Below are 24,331 nucleotides of genomic sequence, written 5' to 3'. Positions count from 1 at the left end.
ATCGCCTATCTTTAAAAACATTTACAATACGTTGGGTTACGGATCGATCCCCAACAAACTTCACTGTTAATTATGAGCAGTTTGATTTTACTTCCAAAACTGCGATCGCCTATTTTTAAAAACACTTGCCGTAGGTTGGGTTGAGGAACGAAACCCAACAAACCCTACCGTTAATTATGGTGTACGTGAATTCGTTATATTATGGAGTGGGCGGTTTGATTTTGCTTCCAGCGATCGCTTGTTTTTAAAAACATTTACCTTAGAAATACTTACTTAACTGGCAACAATTTTGTCACCTTGAGTTTAAAGCTACCAACTCCAGTTTCTCCAAAAGACCTCACTCTAATAATATATTTCCCAGTTTCAGTGATGCGGACAAATAACAGAGAATTACTGGTGCCATCTGGACCATCATCATTTTCCCCTACCGTCAAACCATTGGGACCTAAAAGTGTGATAATTGTATCGAAATTTTCCGAAGATGCATCAATTACTAGATTATCTCCCTTGTTCAGGTTGACTTGATAATCACGCGCAAATCCCCCTTGACCCGTGGGAATGTCCTTTAGAGTCAATTTATCTGTAATCTCCCCTTCTAGCTTTAATAGAATGGGATTATATATATTATCCCTATTTCCAGTTTGGGCGATCGCCTGATGAGAGTAAATAATTATTGACAAAAAAGTTATGGGCAGAATAAGTACCTTTTTAAAAAGGGGTATATAGTAACTTTTCATAGTTTGTTAACAGGTTATGAATAAATTATATATTTTGTGGATCATCCTTAATAGCTTTAGCTACAGTAGCTAAACCAATGACATTTATTCCATAAGCATCCAGGCTGTGTATAGCAGAATTAGCGGTTGCTCCTGTAGTGTAAATATCATCAATCAACAATATAGGTTTATTAGGATAGCGATTAAAAAAATCCTTACCCAAATCAAAAGCACCCATTAAGTTATTTTGCCTGTTATCAGCTGATATTCCAAATTGCGGTTGTGTATGTTTAATTCTCATTAATCCATGGGGTTTTAACCTGAGCCCTGTCACGTCACAAAAACCTCTAGCAATAAGCTCAGATTGATTAAAACCTCGTATTTTCATTTTATCCGGGTGTAATGGTATGGGTACGATTACAGGAGCTTGATATTTACAGCTAGAATTTAACAACCATGATCCTCCCAGGAGCTGGCCCAAAAAGAGTGCTATTTCTGGGCGGTTTTCATATTTCATCATCATAATAGCCCTTTTTAATATTCCCCCGTAGCTACCCCAAGCAAAAAGAGGTATGGGGGGTTGCCATGAGCAATTAGGGTCGTGTAAACAACTTTTTTGCAATTGTTGATTACAGTATGGACAAAATAAATTTGGTGTATTACGTTGGCAAAGAGGACAGGTATTCTGCAAAAAGAGATTCAGTAGACCTTTCAGCATAGTCATTAGCCATCATCGATTTTATCCCTACCCTAGTGTAACACATAAAATATTTTCAACCCTCACTTTACCAAAAGGTCAGGTAAAACCTATAATTGTTAGCCATCATTAGTTTACGTACTTATGTCTAAGGTTCTTGTTTCCGATCCAATTGATCAAGCTGGTATTGATATTCTCTCTCAAGTAGCTACAGTTGATGTCAAAACAGGCTTAAAACCAGCCGAATTAGTAGCAATCATTGGTGAATATGACGCACTCATGATTCGTTCGGGAACCCGCGTTACAGAAGAAATTATCGAAGCTGGTACCCAATTAAAAATTATTGGTCGTGCTGGTGTAGGTGTGGATAATGTAGATGTGCCAACTGCCACCCGAAAGGGTATTGTAGTAGTCAATTCCCCTGAAGGAAATACCATTGCAGCAGCAGAACACACTCTGGCAATGATGTTATCCTTATCCCGTCATATTCCTGATGCTAATACCTCCCTAAAAAAGGGAGAATGGGATAGAAAAACCTTTGTTGGTGCAGAAATATATAAAAAGACTCTAGGTGTTGTTGGATTAGGAAAAATAGGCTCCCATGTAGCCCATGTGGCCAAAGCCATGGGCATGAAACTATTGGCCTACGATCCTTTTATTTCCACCGAGAGGGCCGAACAAATCGGTTGTCATCTGGTAGATCTAGACCTACTATTTCAACAAGCGGACTATATCACCCTACATATTCCCAAAACACCAGAAACAACTAACTTAATTAATGCTAAAACCCTAGGAAAAATGAAACCCACCACCCGCATCATTAACTGTGCTAGGGGTGGTATAATTGATGAGTTGGCCCTAGCGGATGCCATTAAAAACGGTAAAATCGCCGGTGCTGCACTAGACGTATTCCAGTCTGAACCCCTGGGAGATTCCCCCCTGCGATCGCTGGGCAAAGAAATAATTCTTACGCCTCATTTAGGTGCATCTACTACAGAAGCTCAGGTAAACGTCTCCATAGACGTGGCGGAGCAAATTAGGGATGTATTATTAGGGCTACCAGCTCGCTCAGCGGTAAACATTCCCGGATTAGGGCCTGACATTATAGAAGAGCTCAAACCCTATATGCAGTTAGCAGAAACCCTGGGTAATCTGGTAGGACAATTAGCAGGTGGAAGAATAGAAACACTGAATGTTAAACTGCAAGGAGATCTGGCCACCAACAAAAGTCAACCCCTAGTAGTAGCAGCATTAAAAGGACTACTATATCAAGCGTTAAGGGAACGGGTTAACTATGTTAATGCGACCATAGAAGCTAAAGAAAGAGGTATTAGAGTCATTGAGACTAGGGATGCTTCAGCCAGAGATTATGCGGGTTCATTACATTTAGAAGCTACAGGTACATTAGGAACTCATTCTGTCACCGGTGCTTTATTAGGAGAAAAGGAAATACACCTCACAGATGTAGATGGGTTCCCCATTAACGTACCACCCAGCAAATATATGCTATTTACCCTGCACCGAGACATGCCAGGAATTATTGGCAAATTGGGTTCCTTATTGGGGAGTTTCAATGTCAACATTGCCAGCATGCAAGTGGGGAGAAAAATTGTGCGAGGTGATGCGGTTATGGCTTTGAGTATTGATGACCCATTACCAGATGGCATTCTGGAGGAAATTAAACAAGTTTCTGGAATTCGGGATGCTTATACAGTAACCCTATAGGTTCGGTTTGGGGAAGTGGGGGAATTGAGTATGAACACTACTAATAACCAAAACATAATGACAAATACCTGGTGGGAAATCCAAATTTTATGTACACCTGACCTGGAAGATTCTATCTTTTGGCGGTTGGAAACCTTTGGTTGTCGGGGTGTTGCTGTGGAAAAAAAGGATAGGTTTATATTAATTAAAGCTTATCTCTCCACCTTACAGGCACAATTATCAGATCTTACTAACTTATCAACATTATTACATGAAGACTCAATAGCTATTGGTTTACCTACTCCCGAATTAAATTGGCATCAAATTAATGAAGAGGACTGGTCTACCAGTTGGAAGCAATATTGGCACCCTCAGGAAATAGGTAATCTGTTTTTGATTAATCCTGCATGGCTACCCATACCCCCATCCACATCCAGATTGGTTATCCGTCTTGACCCGGGAGTAGCTTTCGGTACGGGAAATCACGCCACCACCCAATTGTGTCTGGAATCTTTAGAAAAATATTTAACTCAAAATAGCATTCATACTAGTATTACTGCTCCCCAAGTAATTGCAGATATTGGCTGTGGTTCGGGTATTTTGGGCATAGGCGCACTTCTACTAGGTGCGAAAAAAGTCTATGGGGTAGATAATGACCCTTTAGCAGTAGAATCGACTAATAGTAATTGTATTTTGAATCATCTCAATCCAGAAAAATTAACCTGTGCCCTAGGTAGTGTACATACCCTAACAGAAATCCTCACTGAATCTCTAGATGGCATAGTTTGCAACATCTTAGCTGACGTAATTATTGAGTTAATTCCACAAATGACAGACCTGGTCAAACCCGGTTCCTGGGGGATATTTAGTGGTATTTTAGTAGAACAATCTCCATCCGTAATTACCACGTTGGAAAAAAACAATTGGGTAGTAGATAAAGTTTGGCAGCGTCAAGAATGGTGTTGTTTAAATGCTAGAAGGTAATTAGAGGACCTAAGTCCCCCAATTATTTCCTAACTATCAAATTAAAGTTTTTAAACGTTCAATTAATTGAGGTGCTTGTACCACACCCTCAATTTTATTAACTGGCTGACCATTTTTAAACAAGATGAGAGTTGGTAATGCTTCTATACGATATTGAGTAGCTAATTGAGAATACTTCTCAGTATCGATTTTCACAACCCTTAGCTGACCTTGGAAATGAGTATTGACCTGCTCCAAGATGGGAGCCATCATTTGACATGGACCACACCATTCAGCGTAAAAATCCACCAGCACGGGTACATCGGATCCCGATAACATTTCTTCAAAGCTATTAAATTGTTTTTTAGTTGTCATAACGGTACACACCTAACAGTTACTGCTTTCTCAATAGTAGTTGGCAACCAACAAAAATCAACCAAATCCTTGCTAGTTAGAGTTCTATCATAAGATATCCTAACGGAGGGAGTAGGGAACAGAAAACTGCTCCACCAAGGGAGTATAACCCAACCATGGGGTTCCCGATTGAGAAAACTGTTGAGGAGACCCACTAACGACAAAACGAGTGGGCATAGGTAAAAGGCGATTTTTGATGTTTAGTATTTCTAACTCTCGCTGACAGACCCTAACAACATGAACTGCAGGATCTACCAGATGGATGTGATTTGGTATGAGAGTCTTTATTATAGGTTCAAGTAAAGGATAATGAGTACATCCATAGATTAAAGTATCTATCTCCTGTGCTAATAAAGGTTCTAAATAGGATTTAGCAACTGCAAGAGTGTAGGGGTCATGAAGGCGATTTTGTTCGATTAAGGGAACAAATTCAGGACAACTTACTTGCCATACCTGAACATTAGCTTTAAGTTCCATTATTGCCTGACGATAGGCATTACTTTTAGCTGTGGCAGGAGTAGCAATCACACCAATACGTTTACCCACATTTACAGCAAACTTAGTAGCAGGTGAAATCATCCCCAAAATGGGGAATTTATATTCCAAACGAACCGTTTCCAAAGTGAGAGCGGAACTGGTGTTACAGGCCATAATCACCATTTTCACCCCTTGTTGTTCCATCCAATTGAGTATTTCCCTGACATATCCTAAGATTTCTTTTTGGGAGCGGATACCATAGGGAAGATGGGCCGTATCCCCAAAATAAATAACCGACTCATTGGGTAGTTGCTGATAAACCTGTCGCAGGACAGTTAACCCACCCACACCACTGTCAAACACACCAATGGGAGAGGTGGGAATTTGCTGAATGGAAAATGCTTGGGAATTACCTTCAAAAACAGGATATGAGTGCATAGGGAAATGGGTTCAGGGACTACTATAGAATACCAGTTCATCTTTGTTTTAAATACTGGAGAATTCCCTGAGCAATGGCCTGGGCCATTTGATTTTGGTAGGTAGACCTTTGCAAATTAGCCACATCCTCTTCTCCTGTTAGATAACCGGTTTCCACTAAAATCGAGGGGATAGAATTTTTTCTCAGGACATAAAATCTTGCTTTCCTTACTCTTCTGTCCTTGACATTGACATTTTGCAAAATTTTGTTGTGAACAATTCGCGCTAGGTCTAAACCACTGTCATAATAATAGGTCTCTAACCCGCTGACTTCAGGACGATTTTCCCCTGCTGAGTTAGCATGAATGCTAACAAATATGTCCGCTCCAGTGCGTTGTGCCATTTCCACCCTTCCAGGAAGGGTGACAAAATAGTCAGCGTCCCTGGTTAATACCGCATCTACACCATTTTCTTGCAGGATTTTGGCAATTCTCAGGCTAATGGGCAAAATAATATCTTTTTCCTGCACTCCAGCAATCCCTATAGCTCCTGGATCTTTGCCACCATGTCCTGGATCAATCATGACTAGCAATTTACCCTTGGGGGTAGTGCGACGAGGACGAGGTTGGGGATTGGTTTCGGGTTTGGCGTTGGGATCTGGTAAGTGATTACTTCCACCCTGATCTAGGGGGGGTAAGCCAATTGGCGATCTTACCTGACTGGTCCTTTGGATTGGCAAAGACAACATTCCGTTGCTAGTTTGACCAAGTTGACCAATACGAACTCCTGATGCTGGTTGTACTAGAATAATTACATTGTTTAACGTCCCAGACTGGACACGTACTCCCAATACCGGACTGTTAGGTGGTAGATTGACTCTGGGAGCTTGAGGTGCTAATTTGGCATTATTAATACTAATGCGAAACATAGCGGAACCTCTGTCCCAACCTGTGGTTACAGATGATTTCTGACCGCCTTTAATTAATAACTCTGTGCCATTGTCGCTTAACTGCACCGACTCAATGGTGTCAGTCCCAGTTTCATTATTATTTTCTACGTCATTAACATCGGGAAAATTAGGGGTTAGGGTTTCACCTCCCTCCCGTGAGTTAACAAATCCCTTCACTGGTAAAATCACCAGTCCATCACCAACAGTGCTTACTTCCCAATCGGGACTTTTTGGATCCACCTTCAAGCTAACTTGCACTGTGCTGGGTGTAGTTCGCAATTGGATCAGCTGAACCCGAGTAACGCCATGGCGATTAACCAAGATGCTTCTTGCTGTTAATTGTGGAGACAAACTCGCACCCACAATATTCATGAATATGGTAGTCCGGTCAACACTGCGGTTGATTCTAGCTTGGGGGGAAATACCACTAGTGCGAATAAAGAAACCATCCCCAGTAGTTTGTAATTTTTCAACTTGGGTTTTTCCCGCTGAAGAAAACTCTGGTGGAGATTGGGTAGAATCTATAGTTGCTAAATTATAATTGGAATTGTCATCTCTATTATTGTTATCCTGTGGGGTGTTGGAGGATACCCGCTCTAGTTTTGGCAGTTGTACTATCCAGCGACTACCACTGACGGGTGTAAACTTGATAGCTTGGGGGTCAACCGTATAACCCGGATTAAATTCCACTACTACACGGGTAGTTTGGGGATCAAATTGTCCTATGCGAACCACACGGACCCCACCACCTATGGGTCGAGCAACTTGGGGTTGACCAAATTTGGTGTTCGGTAAATCAATCACCAGTCGCGTGGGGTTAAAAACTAATTGAGCTTGTGGTTGAACAGGTCCAGTTGTTCTAATTTCTAGCTTGTTTTCGTTAGCATCAAACCGCCAAGAGTCAAATTGAGCCGCTAAACTAGGTGAAGACAGTAAAAGAACTGTTCCAATTGTTCCCGTTAGTAAGTAGTGTAGTCTCAAATCCCTTCTCCTATATTTAATATCATAGACTTAATCAATATCCCAATCTGAGAATTTTGCCAAGTCGCGGTTGCCAAGTCTGTGGATAACCATCTCCTGGCTAAGGTTATATGTCGGGACGGTAATATACAAATATAAGTTTCAAGTTCCCCATTTCCCCATTTCCCCTATACCTCTGAGGTGGAATCTATTGCAACCGAAGATTCCTGGGGAAAGACAACTCGTAATAGGGGGGGAGCTAAAAAGGTGGTGATAATTACCATCATAATGATTGCTGCTCCTAAAGGTTTGGAAAGCACTCCACTAGCTGCACCAACTCCCGCAAATACTAACCCTACCTCACCTCTGGGAATCATACCTACACCAATGGCTAAACGGTTAATACCTGGCTGACCAAAAACGGCTAAACCTGTAATCACTTTACCAATAATCGCTATTGTAATCAGGAAGGTAGCCATCACCAGTCCTTCTCTATTGGTTGGTATAGCTGGATTTAACACTCCTAAATCTGTTTTCGCTCCTACTGCTACAAAGAAAATTGGCACTAGCATGTCCGCAATTGGTATAACTTGCTTTTGCAGTTCCTTTCTCTTTTCTGTTTCCTCTAAAACTAATCCAGCTGCAAATGCTCCTAATATCGCTTCTAGATTAATGATATCCGCCAGGTAGGACATGATAAACGCAAAAATAAAAGCGGGAATTACCACTCCCCCCCTGGTCTTCAACATATCCGCGATCGCCACGAAGGATTTATTAAAAACATTACCGAGAATTACGGCACCAATAATAAATCCAGTAGCGCTGGCTATTAAATAAATTACGTTACCCACATCCACTGCGCCATCTTTAGCTAAACTAGCAACTACCGCCAAAACGATAATTCCTAAGATATCATCTATGACAGCTGCACCAAGGATAATTTGTCCTTCTTTGGAATTCAACCTACCAATTTCTGAAAGCACTCTGGAGGTAATACCAATACTAGTAGCAGTTAAAGCTGCACCAGCAAAAATAGCAGGTACTGGAGCAATGCCAAAGATGATCATCAACCCTGCAGTACCCGCTGCAAAGGGAACAGCTACTCCCACCACTGCGACAACAAACGCTTGAATGCCAACTTCCATCAAATCTTTTAAGTTGGACTCCAACCCTATTTCAAACAGAAGAATAATTACACCCAATTCTGCTAAAACGGAAATCACCTCTGATTGAGCAGCAAATACTGCGGGTGTAGCTTCTGGTGTTAACCCAGCGGTAATTTGCAAGAAGGACATAATCAAGGAACTGGAGCTATCAGTACCACCTTCTGGAAATACTAGCAAGTGTAGAACCGATGTACCAATAACCACACCTCCAACTAATTCACCCAGGACCGGTGGAAATCCTAATTTGTTGGATAGTTCGCCCCCTACCTTACTAGCTAGGTAAATAACTACTAAACTGAGGAGAACTGCTGCTACCACGATGGTATTGTCCACCGACTCATTGGTAGAGCTGGCTAACAGGGGAATAGTAAACTTGGTGAAAATGGTCACATCAACTGTATTTATGAGTGGCATTGGTTTTATAAATGTTTATGAGTTTTTTGTCCTTACCTTTTTATATCACTTTCTTTATATTTTTTATCTGTGGTTTCAAATCAGATCGATATTCCAGTATATATCAAGTATAAACTGAAATATCGATATTTTTAAACTTAAACTATAGCTTTAGACGCTGTAGTTTAAGTAAGACTAAACAAAACTGAAGTTACTGACAGTAAGCGTGCTAGTATTTACTCCAATTAAGGTAGCTATAGTGTTGCCATTGATGATAATGTCGTTATTGGTTAAGGTTAGATCCTTAAAGCCAAAGCTCTGGACTTGACCGCTAATACCCAAAACATCAGTACCAATCTGAAAATCCACAATGGTATTGGCAAGGTTTTTGTTGTCAACTTTGGGGATATCACCGGTAGCGATCCAAAACTGGTCTGCACCAGCACCACCGGAAATTAAATTGCCCCCACCTTCGCTAACAAAGAATTTATCATCTCCATCACCACCTAAAGCGCGACCATTCACACCTAGGTGAAAAACGTCATTACCAGATCCACCGGAAAGGCGATAGTCCTTGGCATCTGTAGCGTAGATTTCATCATCCCCACTACCACCAAAAATGCGATCGCCATTACCTGCGTATATAACGTCTTTGCCACTACCTGTGTGAATAGTATTTTCGCCCCTGGGAAAACCTTCCAAGGGGGTATTGAGAGTAGTGTCTACCTCATCATTTCCAGAACCGGTAAAGATTAGGTCTTTAATACCATCAGTTTGGGAAGGAATTACCACAACATCACGATCCGTGGTGCCAAAGACCAACTGGGATGCTTGGGGAACATTATTGGCATTTGGTTCCACCTCAAACTGACTGACAATTTGGGGTTGCAGATTGATAATAGCATTAGGATCAGCAACTAACTCAGCTTCAGTATAGGGTTTGATTCCATAAGTAGTGACCGTTAGCTTTTGAGTAGTTGGGTTGATGTTAAATTCCGTTCTCCATCAATTCTACTATCACCGGTTTGACTATAAAACTGATCGCTAATGGGGTTATACTCTTGGAAAGCCTGCAACCCATTTTCATAGAAGGGATTGTCATTGGTTAAACCCGTGCCAGAAGGAGACATACCAGCAAAGTCATTGTAAACCTCGTGGTCATCTATAGTAGTTAAAATGGAGGTAGATGCTCTTAGGTCTCCCCAGGTATTTTGTCCATAGCGTAGTCCGTATACTTCAGAGTGTTTAGCTCGATAGTCTTCTAGGGTAGTAGCTTGAGGTATTTCCACTCCCTTGCTATCCTTGAGTCCTGGTGAGGGAACGTCAGCATAAATGGTATCTCCCAGTTGGACAAAGAATTTCAAATTAGCTGTATCCGCATTATTAATGGCTGGATAGGGCGCTAATTCACCACGCCAGTCACCCGAGACTCCAAATTTCAACCCAGCTCTAGTTGTGGAGGTAGCTGCTGTGCTAAACTTACCAGTAGCAGTTCCACCACTTACATCGCTGACCCGATAGTAGTAATTGGTTCCCGGTGTAAGTCCATCTACTAATACTTTAACTGGTTGAGTAGTATTGGTTACGTTGACTGTCTTTTTGCCAACTATGGTACTAAAGTCTGGAGTTGTACCATATTCAAAGGTCACCTGTCCGGTGAAAAGACTGCGGGTCCAGAGAATGGTAGAAGTTTGGGTGGTGTCACCGCTAGCAACTCCGTTAACTAGGGACTGGGCTATGGGAGTGCGGGGATTGAAAGTGGTAGTATCAATTTTTAAAGATGTGGGGAAACCATTGGCAATATTTTCCCAGGGGACCAATTTAAAATTGCTGTTGATGTTCTCACCATCAGTAATTTTAGCGGGTTCGTTATTGCCATCTTGAGTGACAAATAAACCCATGGGGAAATTAGCGCCTAGGGGTAGATTAATCACATCTGCACCATCAGACTCCTGTACGCTATCAATTGCGCCATTACTGCCAACAGCAAATCTCCCCAGAAAATCATTGCTACCTTCACGGGTGTAAACGGCAAAGCTGTTATCACCTTGGCTAGATGCTAATAGGTAACCGGTGCCATTTTTGCCATAGTAAATTGTGAGACCCTCCGCATCATCTGTAAGGTTTTGACCACCTTCAAATTTAACCTTATCTACCAGTTTACCAACGTTGCTACCATTGGGTTCTGCATCGAATTTCCAAATTCCCACATCCTCCTGACCAATGTAAACAAAGCCCATTTCCTGGTCTGCTACCATACCCTCGGTTTGAGCAGAACGGGTAGAATCACTAGGAGCAGGAATGGTAAATTCTCTAACTCGTTCATAGCCTACTTTGCCATTACCTTTGTCAATCAGTTTAAATTGAGCCACATCTCCCGTTTGACGACGGGAAGCAAACACGTAGTAATCTTTAGTTGCCAGGCTACGGTAAATAGTTATTCCGTAGGCGCTGCGGGATGATGATGAGTAAGGAGCAACAAAGGGTAAGCTTTGAAACAGAGTAGTGACACTACTATCAGTGATGTTCTCTAAATAGTTCCCACCTGTTCCCTGGGGATTAATTTTGAAAATCACCAACTTGTCGTTTTGGCGATCGCTTGCTACCGCAATATCTATCTTTTCTCCACCCAGAGTGAAGCCATATTGGAGATCAATATTATTGTAGCGAATTGACCCAGGATTAATTTCCTGTAATAATTTGCCCGTTAGGTCATAGACTCGCAGTCCAGCATTTTTCACCGCTGTTAAAATGATACTCTTACTGGGGTCTTGACTATTGACGTAAATGGCTGGGTCATCCGCATCCGCTCTTTGAGATGTTGGTAAAGTAGGATCATCAAATAAATCCGGGCGGGTTTCTACCGTGGGAATTACAGTAGGTAATAGCTCCCCACCCAGAGTGAGGATCTGGGTAAATTGGGTCGCACCAAAATTATTGTCACTGACCAATACTATGGACTGACGACCATCAGCTAATCGGGGGCCAAAGCTCAATCCTTCTATATTGTCCGTTCCCGTAGGATGGTTCCCATCACTATTGGGTAAATTTAGGGTATCAAGGTTGAGGACCAGGCGTTTTTGTACAGGTTGAATCGCTGCTAGTTGATCACTAGTTATTCCACTCAAGGAATTAATTGTAGTGATATCCGTTGCTCCTTGAAGAGTCACTTCGTAGATCTTGATGGTGTTACCTTGTCCCACCGCAAAAGACCTTTCCAAGGCTAATAGAGTACCACGATTGTCAATCGCTAGTAAGTCCACTAACCCACTATCTGCTGCTGTACCACCTGTAGGTGCTTTGGCGATCGCATCTGCCAAGTATAAATATTCTTTTTCCGGTTGTCCAGTAACTAAATTATACTGAATAACACGAGAACGACTAGGAGCGGTTAAGGACGTGCGATCGCCATCTTGTAGTAAGGCATTTTCCGTGGCGGTATATAGAGTTTTTTGGTCAGGGGAAATAGTCAAACTTTCAAAAGCCAAGTTATTGCGCACCCCGGATGTTTGAGTATCACCAGTATTAACGACCCCGTCACCATTAGTATCTTGAACCACAGGTAAGAACTTGCTGGGAACAAGCAAGGTTCTAATTTCCTTTCCTGTAGTCAAATCAAACTCTTTAATAAAGGGGTTGGTGACACGACCTGCTGAGGGATTAGCCTCACCTTCAGAGGAAATAAACACAGTTCCATTGCTAGTGAGAGCAATACCCTCTGGGTCAAGACTCAAGGCTGGGAATAAATTACCACTGGTATCCGTAATCGGAGTAACATTAGTAAAGGTGATGTCACTAGTAGCAGGATTCAGGGTAAAAGTATAAAATCGAGCTGGACCAAATTGGGAACGGTCATCAGAGATAGCATAAAAGAGACCTTTAGCCACATCATAGACAACACCGGATAAACCACCCATGGGGGTGTCTGTGCCATTAACTTTTCCTGGAGTACCGGGGGGGATAAAACCAGTGACAAAGGTTTTTTGACCCACAAACTTTAGATTGGGAACTGTCTTTCCTCCCGGGGTTGGGTCAACTTGAATATCAGCCAGTACTAGGCGATGATCGGAGCTGGGAAAACCACCAGGTAAGCTAGAATTAAAGGTTCCTACCAGTGCAAAGTTAGGGTCAGTATTAACCGGCCAAAAAACTGCTGAATTGGCAATTTTGAGATCCGTAGAAGGTAAAACATAATCTGAACGTAAGTTACCGGGGGTTGTATCAGCAAAATCAGATGTATCAAAAGCTGGGTTGCTCCGGTGATTGACATTTGCTCCTCCCTGTAAGGTTGACTGTTGCACAGCGCCTAAACTGGTAGGGATAAAATTGGTATTAATATTAGGATTTTGGAGCAATTGCAAAATGGCCTGATTGTAGCTGTCTCCATCCTGGGGATCGGCATTTTCATCGCCCATAATGACAAAACTAGACCCAGATGCTAAACTACCTTTTTTACCCGTGTCATCATAGATATAGTCCCCCTTACCAGGAGTTATATAGTCACTCCAAAATCTAATTTCATCGTAATTACGTTTGCCATTACGGTCTTCTGTACCGTCAAATACGGGTGGAGTGGGGTGACTAACTAGAACGTGAATGGTTTGATTACCAATCTTGATGGGTACATCCCAATGACTTTTGGAAGAAAGACGTAGCACGGCAATTTCTTCGGGTGAATAAAAGCTACCAAGATTTTCATTAACTGTGGTAGTAGCAGGATTATCTACCGTGGGGTCATTAGTTAATAAATTGCCTGGCATATCCTTCCATAAGAAGTTTTGGAAGGTGCGAACATTTGCCGTGTCAATTTCATACTTAGACAGTAATAACATGCCAAACTGCCCAGGGAAATTACCAAATCCAAAGGAATCATCACCATATCCAGCAGCACCAGGTGTTGTGACCACTGCACCATTGTTATTTAAGTCAAATCCAGAAGCAATACCAGTATTAGAAGGAGCAATATAGAAGTACGGGTAGGTGATGGGTGTTGCTCCATTTTGACTCACACCAAGATAATTCTGTTGCAAAAGTTGAATAGCTTGGGTGGGATTGGTTTGAACGTAATCAAATTCATTAATTAACAGTACATCTGGGTTAGCGCGTTGAATTATTTCCGCTACTGATTTGGCCTGGGCATTAGTAGTGGTAGATAAATCTGTAACTAACTGATTGCTAGTATTACGGTTAAGGGAAGCATTGAACTGGGAAAAACGGACTGTTTTAATAGTTGCCATTGTTCACCTTTGGGGTTGGGGTTTATGTTGAGCTAGAAGCAGTTGAAGTTATCAATTAAGTTAATTGCTACATAGCAATACCTCTAATCACACAACGTTAACTCCAAGACGTTAAGATTTAGTTATCTAAAGATAAGGAAAAGTTCAAGGTTAAAGAATTTTTGACCCGAAATTTTTGGGTATGGATCGTGAATGCTAACTATTTTTGTTAAAATAGTTAAACACACTCATAGGCCTTGTTTACCAAAAGTGTATATAATGGACAATGACTTTTAAAAACTATACCTGACATACAAATAAGATTAACTATGAATACAAACCAGTTAAAATTTATGCTAAGACTACTGGCATCCCCAGATCATAATGCTGGTTGGACTTCTTCTGCGCTTGAATATTTTAAAAAAGAAAAAAGTAAAATTTGTCAAGAATTAGAAAAGAGAGAATATGTAGATTACTCCAGAGAAATTGTTTCAGCGCAGATCTTACCTGCTGGTAAAGCTGCATTACAGATTGAATCTTCCCAACTACCCATAGCGCCTGAAGAAATAAAGGTGTTACAAAATATAGCTAAGAGCAATCAGAAAATAGAGGTTAGTAAAATTAAGATTAAATCTTTAAAGTCCGATGAAAAAGACGGAATTTTAAAAATCCTGAGTGAGCGGGGTTTAATAAAGGTAGAACAGAAGATAAAAAGGACGAAAGCACAAGTTTGGCTCACAGATAGAGGACTTGAGTTTTTACGTGATGAGTACATACCACAAAAAGATTCTCATCCTGTAATCAGTTTAGACATGCTGGGTGCGTACATACAATTTTTGCGTAAGAATGCCCAGGGAAAAAAATCAGTAATTCCTAGGGAAATAACTGACGAAGAAATTTTACAAACTATTGAAAATTTAGATCGAGAACTGGGTACAGAAAATTACCTACCCATCTTCCATGTGCGAGAGAAATTACAACCGCCCCTATCAAGAGATGATCTAGATCAGGCATTATATAGATTGCAAAAGATGAATAAAATTGATTTTGATCCTTTACAGGAAGTAACCAATTATACTGGAATTCAGATTGATGCGGGAATCCCCCAGAATATTGGTGGTCCATTGTTTTTTATTATAGTTAATTAAGAGCCAATAATTACTCACTTTCAGTTGTTTACCCTTTACATCCATGACACACATTAATGACATTATCAAACGCCAAACTAACCCCTTTGATTCAATCCAAATAAAGCCCACTGATTTTTGGGTAGAAGAGCAAGATTCCACAGTGATGGTAGACTCAATTCACCAAGAAGCAATAAAAGAAATTGAAAGTCTACTCGAGCTAGTAGCCAAAGATCATCGCAGTCGGACAGTTTTGATAAGGGGTAGTTCTGGATCTGGTAAAAGTTATCTCCTGGGTAGACTGAAACGTAAGTTGAATTCCAAAGCCTTTTTTGCCTATGTTTTTTGTAATTGGAGCAGTAGTGCTGAAATATGGCGACATATTCTCCGTCGTACCGTTGATAGTTTACTGCAAATTCCTGAAGGAGAACAAGAATCGCAGCTAATGTTGTGGCTAAAAAGTCTCAGTGCATTTACTAAAAGTGGTGTCAAACAGAAAATATTCAATACCAATTTTTGGCAACTCCTAAGAGGCGATCGCCCAAAATTTATTAAACACCTCAAAAGTACTTATAAGAAAGGAATCTATCATCCTGATATTTTTTTTGGTGTGCTCCATGATCTGACCAATCCAGATTTATATGATTTGGCATGTGAATGGCTAAGGGGAGATGACCTAAGCGAAGAATCCATGAAACTAATTAAAGTTAAAAGCTGCATTGATACAGAGGAAGCTGCCAAAAATATTTTAGCCAATTTTGGTAAAATTTCTACCCAAACCCAACCGATAGTTTTGTGTTTTGATAACCTTGATACCATGCCTCAGCAACCCGGAGGTACTTTGGAAATTCAGCCTTTTATGAATGTTAATACAACCATTCATGGTGATAATTTGAAGAATTTCCTAGTAATTATCAGTGTTATTTCTGATACTTGGGAGCGGAATCGTGACAGTATTCTTCCAGCTGATAAAGCGGGAATTGAAAAACAAATCAGGTTACAAAATATTAGTATAGAACAAGCGGAAGCACTGTGGATTTGTCAGCTCAAACCACTACACAGATTAGCCTATCCCATACCAGAATCTCCTCTTTTTCCTCTCAGTCGAGAAATATTAGATAGAAACTACCCTGGTGGTAAAAGCACACCTAGAAGTACATTAGTTTTGGGTCGGAAGGAGTATCAGGAATATAAGCTCTCCCTCAATGGGAATTATAGTGCAGCGCAGGAGGAATTACCACCCCAGAACACGGTTGTGGATGACGGTTCCCAAAACCAAAAAGTGGATGTTAAGGGTCAAAATGCTACATTTTCAGCTAACCAGGATATAAACCAATCGGAATTCGAATTATTATGGCAACAGGAGTATAAAAAAAGCCAGCAGAAATATAGCAAAATATCTTTATTGTCATCATCTGATTTGACTCAAATGCTCATATATGCTATATGTGCCATGGATATTCCTGAAATTCAACCTAAACTAATTAGTGGCAAGTATACCACCCATTCCTTTAGTTATCTCCATCCTCAAAATAACCAAAAAACTGGCGTTGTCTGGACAGAAGAACATAATATGAATAGCTTTTATCATATTATGAGTGCTTGTCAAACAGCTATTCAAAAAAAGGCCTGTGAAACACTTTACTTAATTCGTAGTGGAAATGTGGGTAACCCTGAATCATCTGGTAACCAAATTTATCGACAGATATTCGTAAATACACACAACCTTCATATTAGGTCTAGTTTGACTGGAATTCATTTTTTAGCAACTTATCAAAGTTTGGTGAATTCTGCTAAGTCCCAGGATTTACTCATTGGTGGTAAAACAGTTGATTTACGAAAGTTAGAAGATTTTGTGCAAAGGTCAAAAGTTTTACACGGGTGTGACTTATTACAGGCTTTGGGGATTGTTAGTAAAACCTCAAATCCACACACCAGTGAAAACCGTGAGGAAAATTTAGAAGTTGTGAAAGGTTTCTTGTTTAATTTAGTTAAGATTAACCAATGTATTGCAGTAAAAACTGCAATTGATAATACACTTAAGGAGTTTCAGTTTCCTGAGACTCAAACAGCTAGTGTTCAAAATTTAATTGATTTATTGTATCAGGAAAAGAAAGTGAAAATTTTGGGATCCACATCCAAACCGGAAGAGCAAATAATTCTGTGGTGCCCTGATTTTTCTTAATCAAACTCAAATCTCCCTTAGTTAAGCTAGGGGTGAATCTTAAATTATTGTATTTTGTATTTATGCTTGACAAGTCTAAAAGATTTACAAATAATCCGGCGTTGCATATTTCAGGATATTTTTACGGAAGTGATGCTGTCCACAACCATATTTTGTTTTTTTTGAGCCCACAAAACACAAGAAAAAACCAAATGGAGCAAGATGTCGAGCTAAACGCACAATTGCCAAAGAGAAACTATATCTACATATTTACCAGCGTATCATCAAAATATATCCACGTCTAAAAGTTGGAGTTAGTACATCTATACGTGGAGATATAACAAATGGAATTGGTTTTTGGAGACAAATATAATATCTTGGTGCTAGAATAAAAAATCTTGTTTTTTAGCTCGTTATTGAGTACAATTGATCTATACATTAAGTGTAGACAAAATATCCAATTTCCAGTTCTAAAATATGGCTCGCGGTGAAATTATCAGAAAACTCTTCAAAAGCTTCTCTCGCAACGAGAGAGAAGAGTTTTTAGCTGCGGCACAAGAACTGATAGAAGAAGAAAGAAACAAAAATCACATCTTGCTGGCTAGAGATTTGGAAAAACTGCTGCACAATGGCTACACCAAACCCCTAGCATCTAACCTAGCTCCCTTGACAAAGTTTCCTCAACCACCCAAAGATAAAGACACTGGACTAGCTTTACTGGATGTCAAGCAATTTGACCTAACATGGGATCACATCGTCCTCAGTGAAAAAATATTTGATATCCTGCAAGAAATTGTTCTGGAAAACCGTAAGCAAGATATCCTAGCAGCTTATAACCTCAAGCCCAAAAACAAACTACTCTTTTGTGGACCACCGGGTTGTGGTAAAACCCAAACGGCAAAAATTCTCTCTAGTGTTTTGAGTCTACCTCTTGTTTACGTAAACCTGACAGCCGTATTCTCTTCTTACTTAGGTGAAACAGCCACCAATCTTCAGAAAATTTTTACCTACATTGAACAAGGGGAATGGCTGGTTTTGTTTGATGAATTTGACGCGATCGCTCGTGATCGAGATAACCTAAATGAACATGGCGAAGTTAAACGTCTAGTTAATAGCTTGTTACAACTCATTGATAACGCAAATAATCAAAGTGTATTTGTAGCAGCGACTAATCACGAAAAACTATTAGACAGTGCAGTTTGGCGAAGATTTGACGAGGTAATTTTCTTTGATAACCCAACAGTTGAACTACGGACGGCTCTTTTAAATCGTTATTTGTCTGGTATCCGTTATACTGTGGTTAATCTATCTACTTTTGCAGAACGGCTAGAAAATGCGACAGGAGCAGATATAGAACGTATTTGTTCTGATGCAATTAAAGCTGTAATTTTACGGGGGGAGCGTACCTTGACCGCTGATGATTTAGAGGTTGCCATAGGACGCTTTTTAGAAAGGCAAAGTATAATAGCAAACTCAAAATAACTATTTATGTCGAGTCCTCATGGTAAGTCAGTTTGAACACCTTAAATTGCCGAGAATCATAAACATAGAACTACCACGAAGATCAGAGCGTGGCTTTGGTGGTGGAAAACGTGCTGATTATATTGAACATGGTAAGTCTTTATTAAATCAGCTTTCTGGACTGAGTGAGTCTACAAAGCACAAAAGTAACCCTTTTCGTCTTGATCCAAAATTAATTTTTAAGATTAAACTTACTAAACAAGGGTCTTTTCGAGATGAAGACGTGACTAAAACAGGACTGGATATTCTAGCACGTGAACCTGATAAAGCCATAGTTGTCTTCTCGTCTGATCTGGAGTTAAAAGAATTTAAGAGACGTTTAGAAAATTACAGTCAAATTACTGAGGGACCAGAATATTCATATTTAGGTGCAATTGATGATTTAGTCCGCCTTGAAAGAGAAGATCGCATTGGTCGTTTGTTAGAGTTAAACCCTGTACAACCAGGTGAACTTGCAGCTTTAGATTTGGAACTCTGGCACACAGGCGATCGCAAAGAAATGCGAAAATATTTAGATGATATAGCCGATGTGTTAAAAAGTTTGTCAGACGATACTTCTCCTATGAGAATGAGTGATAGCTACGTTGGTGATTATCTTTGTATAGCTCGAATTAAAGTCACTCACGAAATTTTAGATGAATTGTTGCTAGAAGAAATGGTTAAAGAAATTGATCGTCCTCCCCAACCTGCATTTGAAAGACCAGACGATTATAACTTACCAATTTCTAGTTTTCCTGAAGTAATTTCTCCACCTGAAAAGAATTGCGGCATTCTTGTTATAGATTCAGGTGTACAAAGAGGTCATCCATTAATTGCTCCTGTATTGGGTGAAGCTGAAGTATTCCAAGATGCAAAACGGCAGTTTATCAAAGGTGGTGCAGACGATGTACATGGACATGGTACAAGTGTTGCTGGTATTGCTATCTATGGAGATGTCGAAAACTGTATTAAAAAACTGTCATTTGATCCAACAGTTTGGTTATTTTCTGCTCGCGTAACAAATGAAAAATGCCAATATGATGAGGATCTTCTTGTAGAAACTCAACTAGATCAAGCTATTCATGCTTTTGTGGATCAGTATCCTAACTGCAAAGTAATCAATATATCATTAGGGAATGCTGAACAAATTTATATGGATAGAATGAAGCAGTTTCGATTAGCAGCAAAAATAGATGAAATTGCTTATCACTACCAGCATAAAAACATTATTTTTGTAATTTCAGCGGGAAATATCACACCTTATGAAGAAGCTATATCAGACGAACCACTGAAGTCAGACGAACAACTAAAGACTGACTACCCAAATTATTTATTGAATAAGACTGCTCGAATTATTGATCCAGCAACTTCAGCGATCGCACTAACTGTAGGTTCTTTATCTTATGGACGTGTTAGTATTACAGAGCCTAGTGATGTACGTCGTCAGGCGATCGCAAAATTACGAGGATACCCTTGAAAACTATGTTGTTCTATCAGAAGATAATATCGTCTCAAACTAAAGGTTGATGAGATTGATTTAAGAGAAAGAAGCCGAGCAAGGGTTTAAATACTAAATGTTAAGTCTATGCGACATCAATTTGAGAAAAACGACATTTAATTTGGCAATATGGACAAATAATCTGGCAAGCGACATGTACAAATGGAGAATAGGAGACTCGAACCCCTGACCTCTGCGGTGCGATCGCAGCACTCTACCAACTGAGCTAATTCCCCTAGGTTTACCCTATTGTAACACGCTCTCCATTTTTCCAATCTTTCTGCTCAAAAGTTTCCCAAATTCGTTCCCACTCTAAATCCCTTACATGGTCTACTGTCCAGTTAGCTTGACGCTGGAGGATGTGAAAGGGGTAAGTATTAGCAATTCCCACAACTTTCATTCTAGCGCGTTTTGCCGCTTCTATGCCAGTCAAGGTATCTTCCAAGGCTAAACAGTCTTCGGGTTGTAAACTTAAATCAACATTTATATCAGAATATACTTGATTAAGTCTATCCACTGCTAATAAATACCCTTCCGGTTGAGGTTTACTAGTAGCGATATCATCACCTGCAATGATCACCTGAAAATATTCTCTTATATTAGCACGTTCTAAGACCAACTCTATTTCTCGAACCAGGGCACCACTAACTAGACCCACGGGCAAATTTTGAGACCGGGCCTGTATAATTAAATCCTCTATTCCAGAATAGAGCGGTAACTGTTCCAGACTCTCTAGTTCCTTAATATATTTGTTTGCTTTATTTCGCAGCAGGTTGGTTAAATGGTCTTGACTGACCACCCTTCCACGACGCTTTAATAACTCCTCAAAACAAGCGCGATCGCTCCTTCCTAAACATCTCAAACGTTCATCTGGCTTTTGGGGTTGTAAATTTTCTTCCACCAGAATCTCATCTATCAGTTTTAAATGTATTGATTCGTCTTTAATAATCACTCCATTAAAATCGAACAGGACTGCTTTTAAAGGCATATAAAAATCTAAGTAAACATAACTAACATTCCCATTATTACAGGAATGTGTACACTAATAGGGAATACGGAACGGGTTGAGGATACAAAATTTCCCACCCAAAACATAAAATAGTAGGTTGTGGTGTGAAACTTAACATAGGAGTGGAGTGATGGATTTACGTCGGGATGCTTTACAAATTCTCAAGGAAACTAGTAGAACCTTTTATATTCCAATTAGCATTATGCCATCAGGACTACAAGAAGCTGTGGCATCAGCATACTTGTGTATGCGTGCTATTGACGAGATTGAGGACCATCCAACTCTGGAAAATCATACTAAGGGAATTTTACTACAAAGCATTAGCCAAACTCTACAAGCAGGAGTGGATGGTTTTGCAGTGGATGCTTTTTCCATGGGATTTAAGGGTTATGAAGATTCCTTACCTGAGGTCAGTGTCAGGATTAGGGAATGGGCAATTTTAGCACCAGAAAGCATTGCACCTCGCATTTGGGATGCAACAGCAGCTATGGCCGATAGAATGGCTTACTGGTCACAAATAAATTGGCAAATTAAGAATGAATACGACCTGGACCGTTACACCTTTGGCGTTGCAGGTGCAGTAGGTTTGTTACTCTCAGATTTATGGTCATGGTATGATGGAACCACGACTAACCGCATGGAAGCGATCGCCTTTGGTCGAGGGTTACAAGCAGTAAATATCCTACGTAATAATAGTGAAGATTTAACCCGTGGGGTAAATTTTTTCCCCGAGGGTTGGAATCACCAGGATCTTCAACAGTATGCTCGTCGTCATCTAGCTTTAGCGGATAGTTATACTAATAGTCTTCCTCCTGGACCCGCTCTACAATTCTGTCAAATTCCCCTGGCCTTGGCCCATGGTACTCTGGATGCACTAGCTAATGGTAAGGAAAAACTCAGTCGTCATGATGTCTATGCTCTAATCGAAAATCTCATTAATGTCAATGCAGTAGTATAAACAACCCCATCCCCCGGGTGGGGATGGATAACAAAATACCAGTCCCAAATTATTCATCCATGAACACAAATCTTTTAGGAAAAACTCTGAGCGATCGCTATGTTATTATACGCCAAGTAGGACAGGGGGGATTTGGACGTACCTACCTAGCTGAGGATATGAACCGATTTCGGGAGTATTGCGTTTTAAAAGAATTTTCTCCTGTTGTCCAAACTCCAGAAGCTGTTAAAAAAGCCCAAGAACTATTTGAAAGGGAGGCCACTGTACTTTATCAGTTAGAACACCCTCAAATACCCCGGTTTCGGGAATTATTGCCCATTAACCTCGAGGGAAAGGAATATCTATTTTTAGTCCAGGATTACGTCCAAGGAATAACCTATAGCTCTTTACTCAATACTCAACAACAACAGGGGCTAAAATTTTCTGAAACTGCAGTTCGTCAACTCTTAGAACAAATTCTGCCAGTTTTGCAATACATTCACAGCATGGGGGTGATTCATCGAGACATTTCCCCTGATAACTTAATTCTAAGAAATTCCGATCAGTTGCCAGTACTAATTGATTTCGGAGGAGTAAAACAAGTTGCTGCAAATTTAGCTTCTCAGTATTACCAATCCGGTCAAAATACTCCCAGTAGTGGCACCTTATTAGGCAAAGTGGGATTCGCACCACCAGAACAAATGCAAACAGGTTTAGTTTACCCTCATAGCGACCTATATGCTTTAGCTGTAACTGTTTTAGTATTACTTACAGGTAAAATGCCCCAGGAAATAATTGATACTCAAACCTTACAGTGGCAATGGCGACGAGAAGTTAGACTCAGTCCACTCCTAGGTCAAGTTTTAGACCGCATGCTCTCCTATAAACCAGGCGATCGCTATCAAACAGCCAATCAGGTTTTAGATGCTCTTAACTTCCAAAGGGTGAGTTCTCCTATGTCTGGGTCGCTCACTAGTCAAACAATGGCAATTTCTCAACCATCTATACCCATGACCTCCACACCTGAAACCACAGGTGTTTGGACCACAACTAACATAATGATGGTTACTATGGCTATATTCACCAGTGCAGGACTATTATGGTGGGGGTTTAATAATCGTTATCAGCCAACTAACACCCCCAGTGTCGCATCTCCCACACCCACCACTACACCCTCTGTAGATCCCACCGCTAATTACTCCCCAGAAGAAAAACAACGTAAGCAAAAACTGCGCGATCGCCTGGAAGAACTAAACATCAATTCTAGGTTCTTTAGCAGTTTGGTGAATCAGGTATTTTGGGAAAAAAACCCCAGTCTAACAGGAAGGACTCTTAGCAGCGAACCGGAGGATGAAAGTTTACGGAAAGAATGGGATAAAACTGCCATGGAAGTTGTGGAAAAACTTGCTATCCTCAGCGAAAACTCACGTAGACAGCTAGGAACTTATACATCATCCACTCGACAAAAATGGCAAATGGTAATTAACAGCAAAAACGTTAGTAGTAATGCCCTATATGACCTAGCTGATGCTGCTCTTTTACGTATTTTTCCTGAGCAAAAGGGTAAGAATTTTATTTCCAAACCTCTCGGTCAAGTTTGGCAGGGATTTGCCAACGATAGACTCAATGACATCATGGAAAACACGGCCTGGGAAAAAATAGTATTGGATCCTGGTAATACAAGTAAAATGGCTAGGGGAACTCTAGATCCAGGAGGAGGCAAAGTTTTCATTGCCAAATTGGTTAAAGACCAAAATATGCAGGTGCAACTGGATGCAAACACGGAGGTTTTACTGTCAGTTTATTCTCCATCTGGTAAGACAAAATTTTTGCAAGATTCAAAATCGCGTCAACTCTCCCAAATATTACCAGAAAGTGGATTTTATGAATTTGTTGTAGTTTCCACAGCATCAAATCCTGAAGACTACGAATTCTCTCTTACCATAGAAAATCCTCCCGCACCAGAACCCATAGAAACCCCCACCCCGGAAACCACTCCAGAACCTGTTCAATAAAAATATCAA

General features: G+C 40.4%; 17 protein-coding genes and 1 tRNA gene. 8 read left to right on the top strand and 10 right to left on the bottom strand.

Annotation, left to right across the window (positions count from 1 at the left end; all coding sequences use genetic code 11):
- Positions 1-269: 269 nt before the first annotated feature.
- Positions 270-737, bottom strand: a complete 468-nt coding sequence (locus tag ASL19_RS09625; RefSeq protein WP_006276727.1) for a PPC domain-containing protein — start codon at positions 735-737, stop codon at positions 270-272.
- Between the two features lie 25 nt (positions 738-762).
- A complete protein-coding gene (locus tag ASL19_RS09620) occupies positions 763-1,440 on the bottom strand; it encodes a ComF family protein (RefSeq protein ID WP_006276726.1) in 678 nt (225 codons plus the stop codon).
- 117 nt (positions 1,441-1,557) lie between these two features.
- On the opposite strand from ASL19_RS09620, the gene serA reads away from it, so the two are divergent.
- Both serA and prmA read left to right on the top strand, forming a co-directional pair.
- Positions 1,558-3,138, top strand: a complete 1,581-nt coding sequence (serA, locus tag ASL19_RS09615; RefSeq protein WP_006276725.1) for a phosphoglycerate dehydrogenase — start codon at positions 1,558-1,560, stop codon at positions 3,136-3,138.
- Positions 3,139-3,195: 57 nt separating this feature from the next.
- Complete coding sequence (prmA, locus tag ASL19_RS09610) at positions 3,196-4,101, top strand: 50S ribosomal protein L11 methyltransferase (RefSeq protein ID WP_057178170.1); 906 nt, start codon at positions 3,196-3,198, stop codon at positions 4,099-4,101.
- Between the two features lie 36 nt (positions 4,102-4,137).
- Here the strand turns inward: prmA and trxA are convergent, their stop codons facing one another.
- From trxA to ASL19_RS09585, 6 genes are all read right to left on the bottom strand, one after another.
- Positions 4,138-4,455: a thioredoxin gene (trxA, locus tag ASL19_RS09605; RefSeq protein ID WP_057178169.1), complete on the bottom strand. Its 318-nt coding sequence runs from the start codon at positions 4,453-4,455 to the stop codon at positions 4,138-4,140.
- Between the two features lie 99 nt (positions 4,456-4,554).
- A complete protein-coding gene (gene murI, locus ASL19_RS09600) occupies positions 4,555-5,409 on the bottom strand; it encodes a glutamate racemase (protein WP_057178168.1) in 855 nt (284 codons plus the stop codon).
- A gap of 37 nt (positions 5,410-5,446) precedes the next feature.
- A complete protein-coding gene (locus tag ASL19_RS09595; protein WP_057178167.1) occupies positions 5,447-7,318 on the bottom strand; it encodes an N-acetylmuramoyl-L-alanine amidase in 1,872 nt (623 codons plus the stop codon).
- Positions 7,319-7,485: 167 nt separating this feature from the next.
- On the bottom strand, positions 7,486-8,877 hold the full coding sequence (locus tag ASL19_RS09590) for a cation:proton antiporter (protein WP_057178166.1): 1,392 nt from the start codon (positions 8,875-8,877) through the stop codon (positions 7,486-7,488).
- 174 nt (positions 8,878-9,051) lie between these two features.
- On the bottom strand, positions 9,052-9,717 hold the full coding sequence (locus ASL19_RS18620; protein WP_235528973.1) for a calcium-binding protein: 666 nt from the start codon (positions 9,715-9,717) through the stop codon (positions 9,052-9,054).
- A 101-nt stretch (positions 9,718-9,818) separates the two neighbouring features.
- The gene (locus ASL19_RS09585; protein WP_235528972.1) at positions 9,819-14,093 is read right to left on the bottom strand and encodes a phytase; all 4,275 of its coding nucleotides are present in this window, start codon (positions 14,091-14,093) and stop codon (positions 9,819-9,821) included.
- Positions 14,094-14,401: 308 nt separating this feature from the next.
- Between ASL19_RS09585 and ASL19_RS09580 the strand changes: the two genes are divergently transcribed.
- The 4 genes from ASL19_RS09580 (at position 14,402) to ASL19_RS09565 (ending at position 20,340) form a co-directional block, all read left to right on the top strand.
- Positions 14,402-15,220 carry a hypothetical protein gene (locus ASL19_RS09580; protein WP_057178165.1) on the top strand — a complete coding sequence of 273 codons (819 nt, stop codon included), beginning with the start codon at positions 14,402-14,404 and terminating at the stop codon, positions 15,218-15,220.
- Positions 15,221-15,263: 43 nt separating this feature from the next.
- On the top strand, positions 15,264-17,384 hold the full coding sequence (locus ASL19_RS09575) for a P-loop NTPase fold protein (protein WP_057178164.1): 2,121 nt from the start codon (positions 15,264-15,266) through the stop codon (positions 17,382-17,384).
- Between the two features lie 456 nt (positions 17,385-17,840).
- Positions 17,841-18,845 (top strand): AAA family ATPase, encoded by a 1,005-nt coding sequence (locus tag ASL19_RS09570; RefSeq protein WP_057178163.1) that lies wholly within the window; start codon positions 17,841-17,843, stop codon positions 18,843-18,845.
- Positions 18,846-18,864: 19 nt separating this feature from the next.
- Positions 18,865-20,340, top strand: a complete 1,476-nt coding sequence (locus ASL19_RS09565) for a S8 family peptidase (protein WP_235528971.1) — start codon at positions 18,865-18,867, stop codon at positions 20,338-20,340.
- Between the two features lie 184 nt (positions 20,341-20,524).
- On the opposite strand, the gene ASL19_RS09560 is transcribed toward ASL19_RS09565, so the two are convergent.
- Both ASL19_RS09560 and ASL19_RS09555 read right to left on the bottom strand, forming a co-directional pair.
- Positions 20,525-20,597 (bottom strand) — tRNA-Ala (locus tag ASL19_RS09560).
- Between the two features lie 5 nt (positions 20,598-20,602).
- Positions 20,603-21,349 carry an HAD family phosphatase gene (locus tag ASL19_RS09555; protein WP_057178162.1) on the bottom strand — a complete coding sequence of 249 codons (747 nt, stop codon included), beginning with the start codon at positions 21,347-21,349 and terminating at the stop codon, positions 20,603-20,605.
- 151 nt (positions 21,350-21,500) lie between these two features.
- On the opposite strand from ASL19_RS09555, the gene ASL19_RS09550 reads away from it, so the two are divergent.
- Together ASL19_RS09550 and ASL19_RS09545 are read left to right on the top strand one after the other, a co-directional pair.
- Positions 21,501-22,328 (top strand): squalene/phytoene synthase family protein, encoded by an 828-nt coding sequence (locus ASL19_RS09550; RefSeq protein WP_006278387.1) that lies wholly within the window; start codon positions 21,501-21,503, stop codon positions 22,326-22,328.
- 23 nt (positions 22,329-22,351) lie between these two features.
- The gene (locus ASL19_RS09545) at positions 22,352-24,322 is read left to right on the top strand and encodes a serine/threonine-protein kinase (protein ID WP_057178161.1); all 1,971 of its coding nucleotides are present in this window, start codon (positions 22,352-22,354) and stop codon (positions 24,320-24,322) included.
- Positions 24,323-24,331 lie beyond the last annotated feature (9 nt).

The sequence above is a fragment of the Cylindrospermopsis sp. CR12 genome (assembly GCF_001432185.1).
GTDB classification, from domain to species: Bacteria; Cyanobacteriota; Cyanobacteriia; order Cyanobacteriales; family Nostocaceae; genus Raphidiopsis; species Raphidiopsis raciborskii.
Note: the sequence above shows the minus strand (reverse complement) of the source record. Positions and strands in the feature narration are given on the sequence as shown.

What these genes read in the sequence shown, in the direction of transcription:
- ASL19_RS09575 (WP_057178164.1), top strand. Translation starts at nt 15,264, where the DNA reads ATGACACACATTAATGACATTATCAAACGCCAAACTAACCCCTTTGAT.
- ASL19_RS09555 (WP_057178162.1), bottom strand. Translation starts at nt 21,349, where the DNA reads ATGCCTTTAAAAGCAGTCCTGTTCGATTTTAATGGAGTGATTATTAAA.
- ASL19_RS09590 (WP_057178166.1), bottom strand. Translation starts at nt 8,877, where the DNA reads ATGCCACTCATAAATACAGTTGATGTGACCATTTTCACCAAGTTTACT.
- ASL19_RS09620 (WP_006276726.1), bottom strand. Translation starts at nt 1,440, where the DNA reads ATGACTATGCTGAAAGGTCTACTGAATCTCTTTTTGCAGAATACCTGT.
- prmA (WP_057178170.1), top strand. Translation starts at nt 3,196, where the DNA reads ATGACAAATACCTGGTGGGAAATCCAAATTTTATGTACACCTGACCTG.
- ASL19_RS09545 (WP_057178161.1), top strand. Translation starts at nt 22,352, where the DNA reads ATGGATAACAAAATACCAGTCCCAAATTATTCATCCATGAACACAAAT.
- ASL19_RS09550 (WP_006278387.1), top strand. Translation starts at nt 21,501, where the DNA reads ATGGATTTACGTCGGGATGCTTTACAAATTCTCAAGGAAACTAGTAGA.
- serA (WP_006276725.1), top strand. Translation starts at nt 1,558, where the DNA reads ATGTCTAAGGTTCTTGTTTCCGATCCAATTGATCAAGCTGGTATTGAT.
- ASL19_RS09585 (WP_235528972.1), bottom strand. Translation starts at nt 14,093, where the DNA reads ATGGCAACTATTAAAACAGTCCGTTTTTCCCAGTTCAATGCTTCCCTT.
- ASL19_RS09570 (WP_057178163.1), top strand. Translation starts at nt 17,841, where the DNA reads ATGGCTCGCGGTGAAATTATCAGAAAACTCTTCAAAAGCTTCTCTCGC.
- trxA (WP_057178169.1), bottom strand. Translation starts at nt 4,455, where the DNA reads ATGACAACTAAAAAACAATTTAATAGCTTTGAAGAAATGTTATCGGGA.
- ASL19_RS09580 (WP_057178165.1), top strand. Translation starts at nt 14,402, where the DNA reads ATGAATACAAACCAGTTAAAATTTATGCTAAGACTACTGGCATCCCCA.
- ASL19_RS09565 (WP_235528971.1), top strand. Translation starts at nt 18,865, where the DNA reads ATGGTAAGTCAGTTTGAACACCTTAAATTGCCGAGAATCATAAACATA.
- murI (WP_057178168.1), bottom strand. Translation starts at nt 5,409, where the DNA reads ATGCACTCATATCCTGTTTTTGAAGGTAATTCCCAAGCATTTTCCATT.
- ASL19_RS09625 (WP_006276727.1), bottom strand. Translation starts at nt 737, where the DNA reads ATGAAAAGTTACTATATACCCCTTTTTAAAAAGGTACTTATTCTGCCC.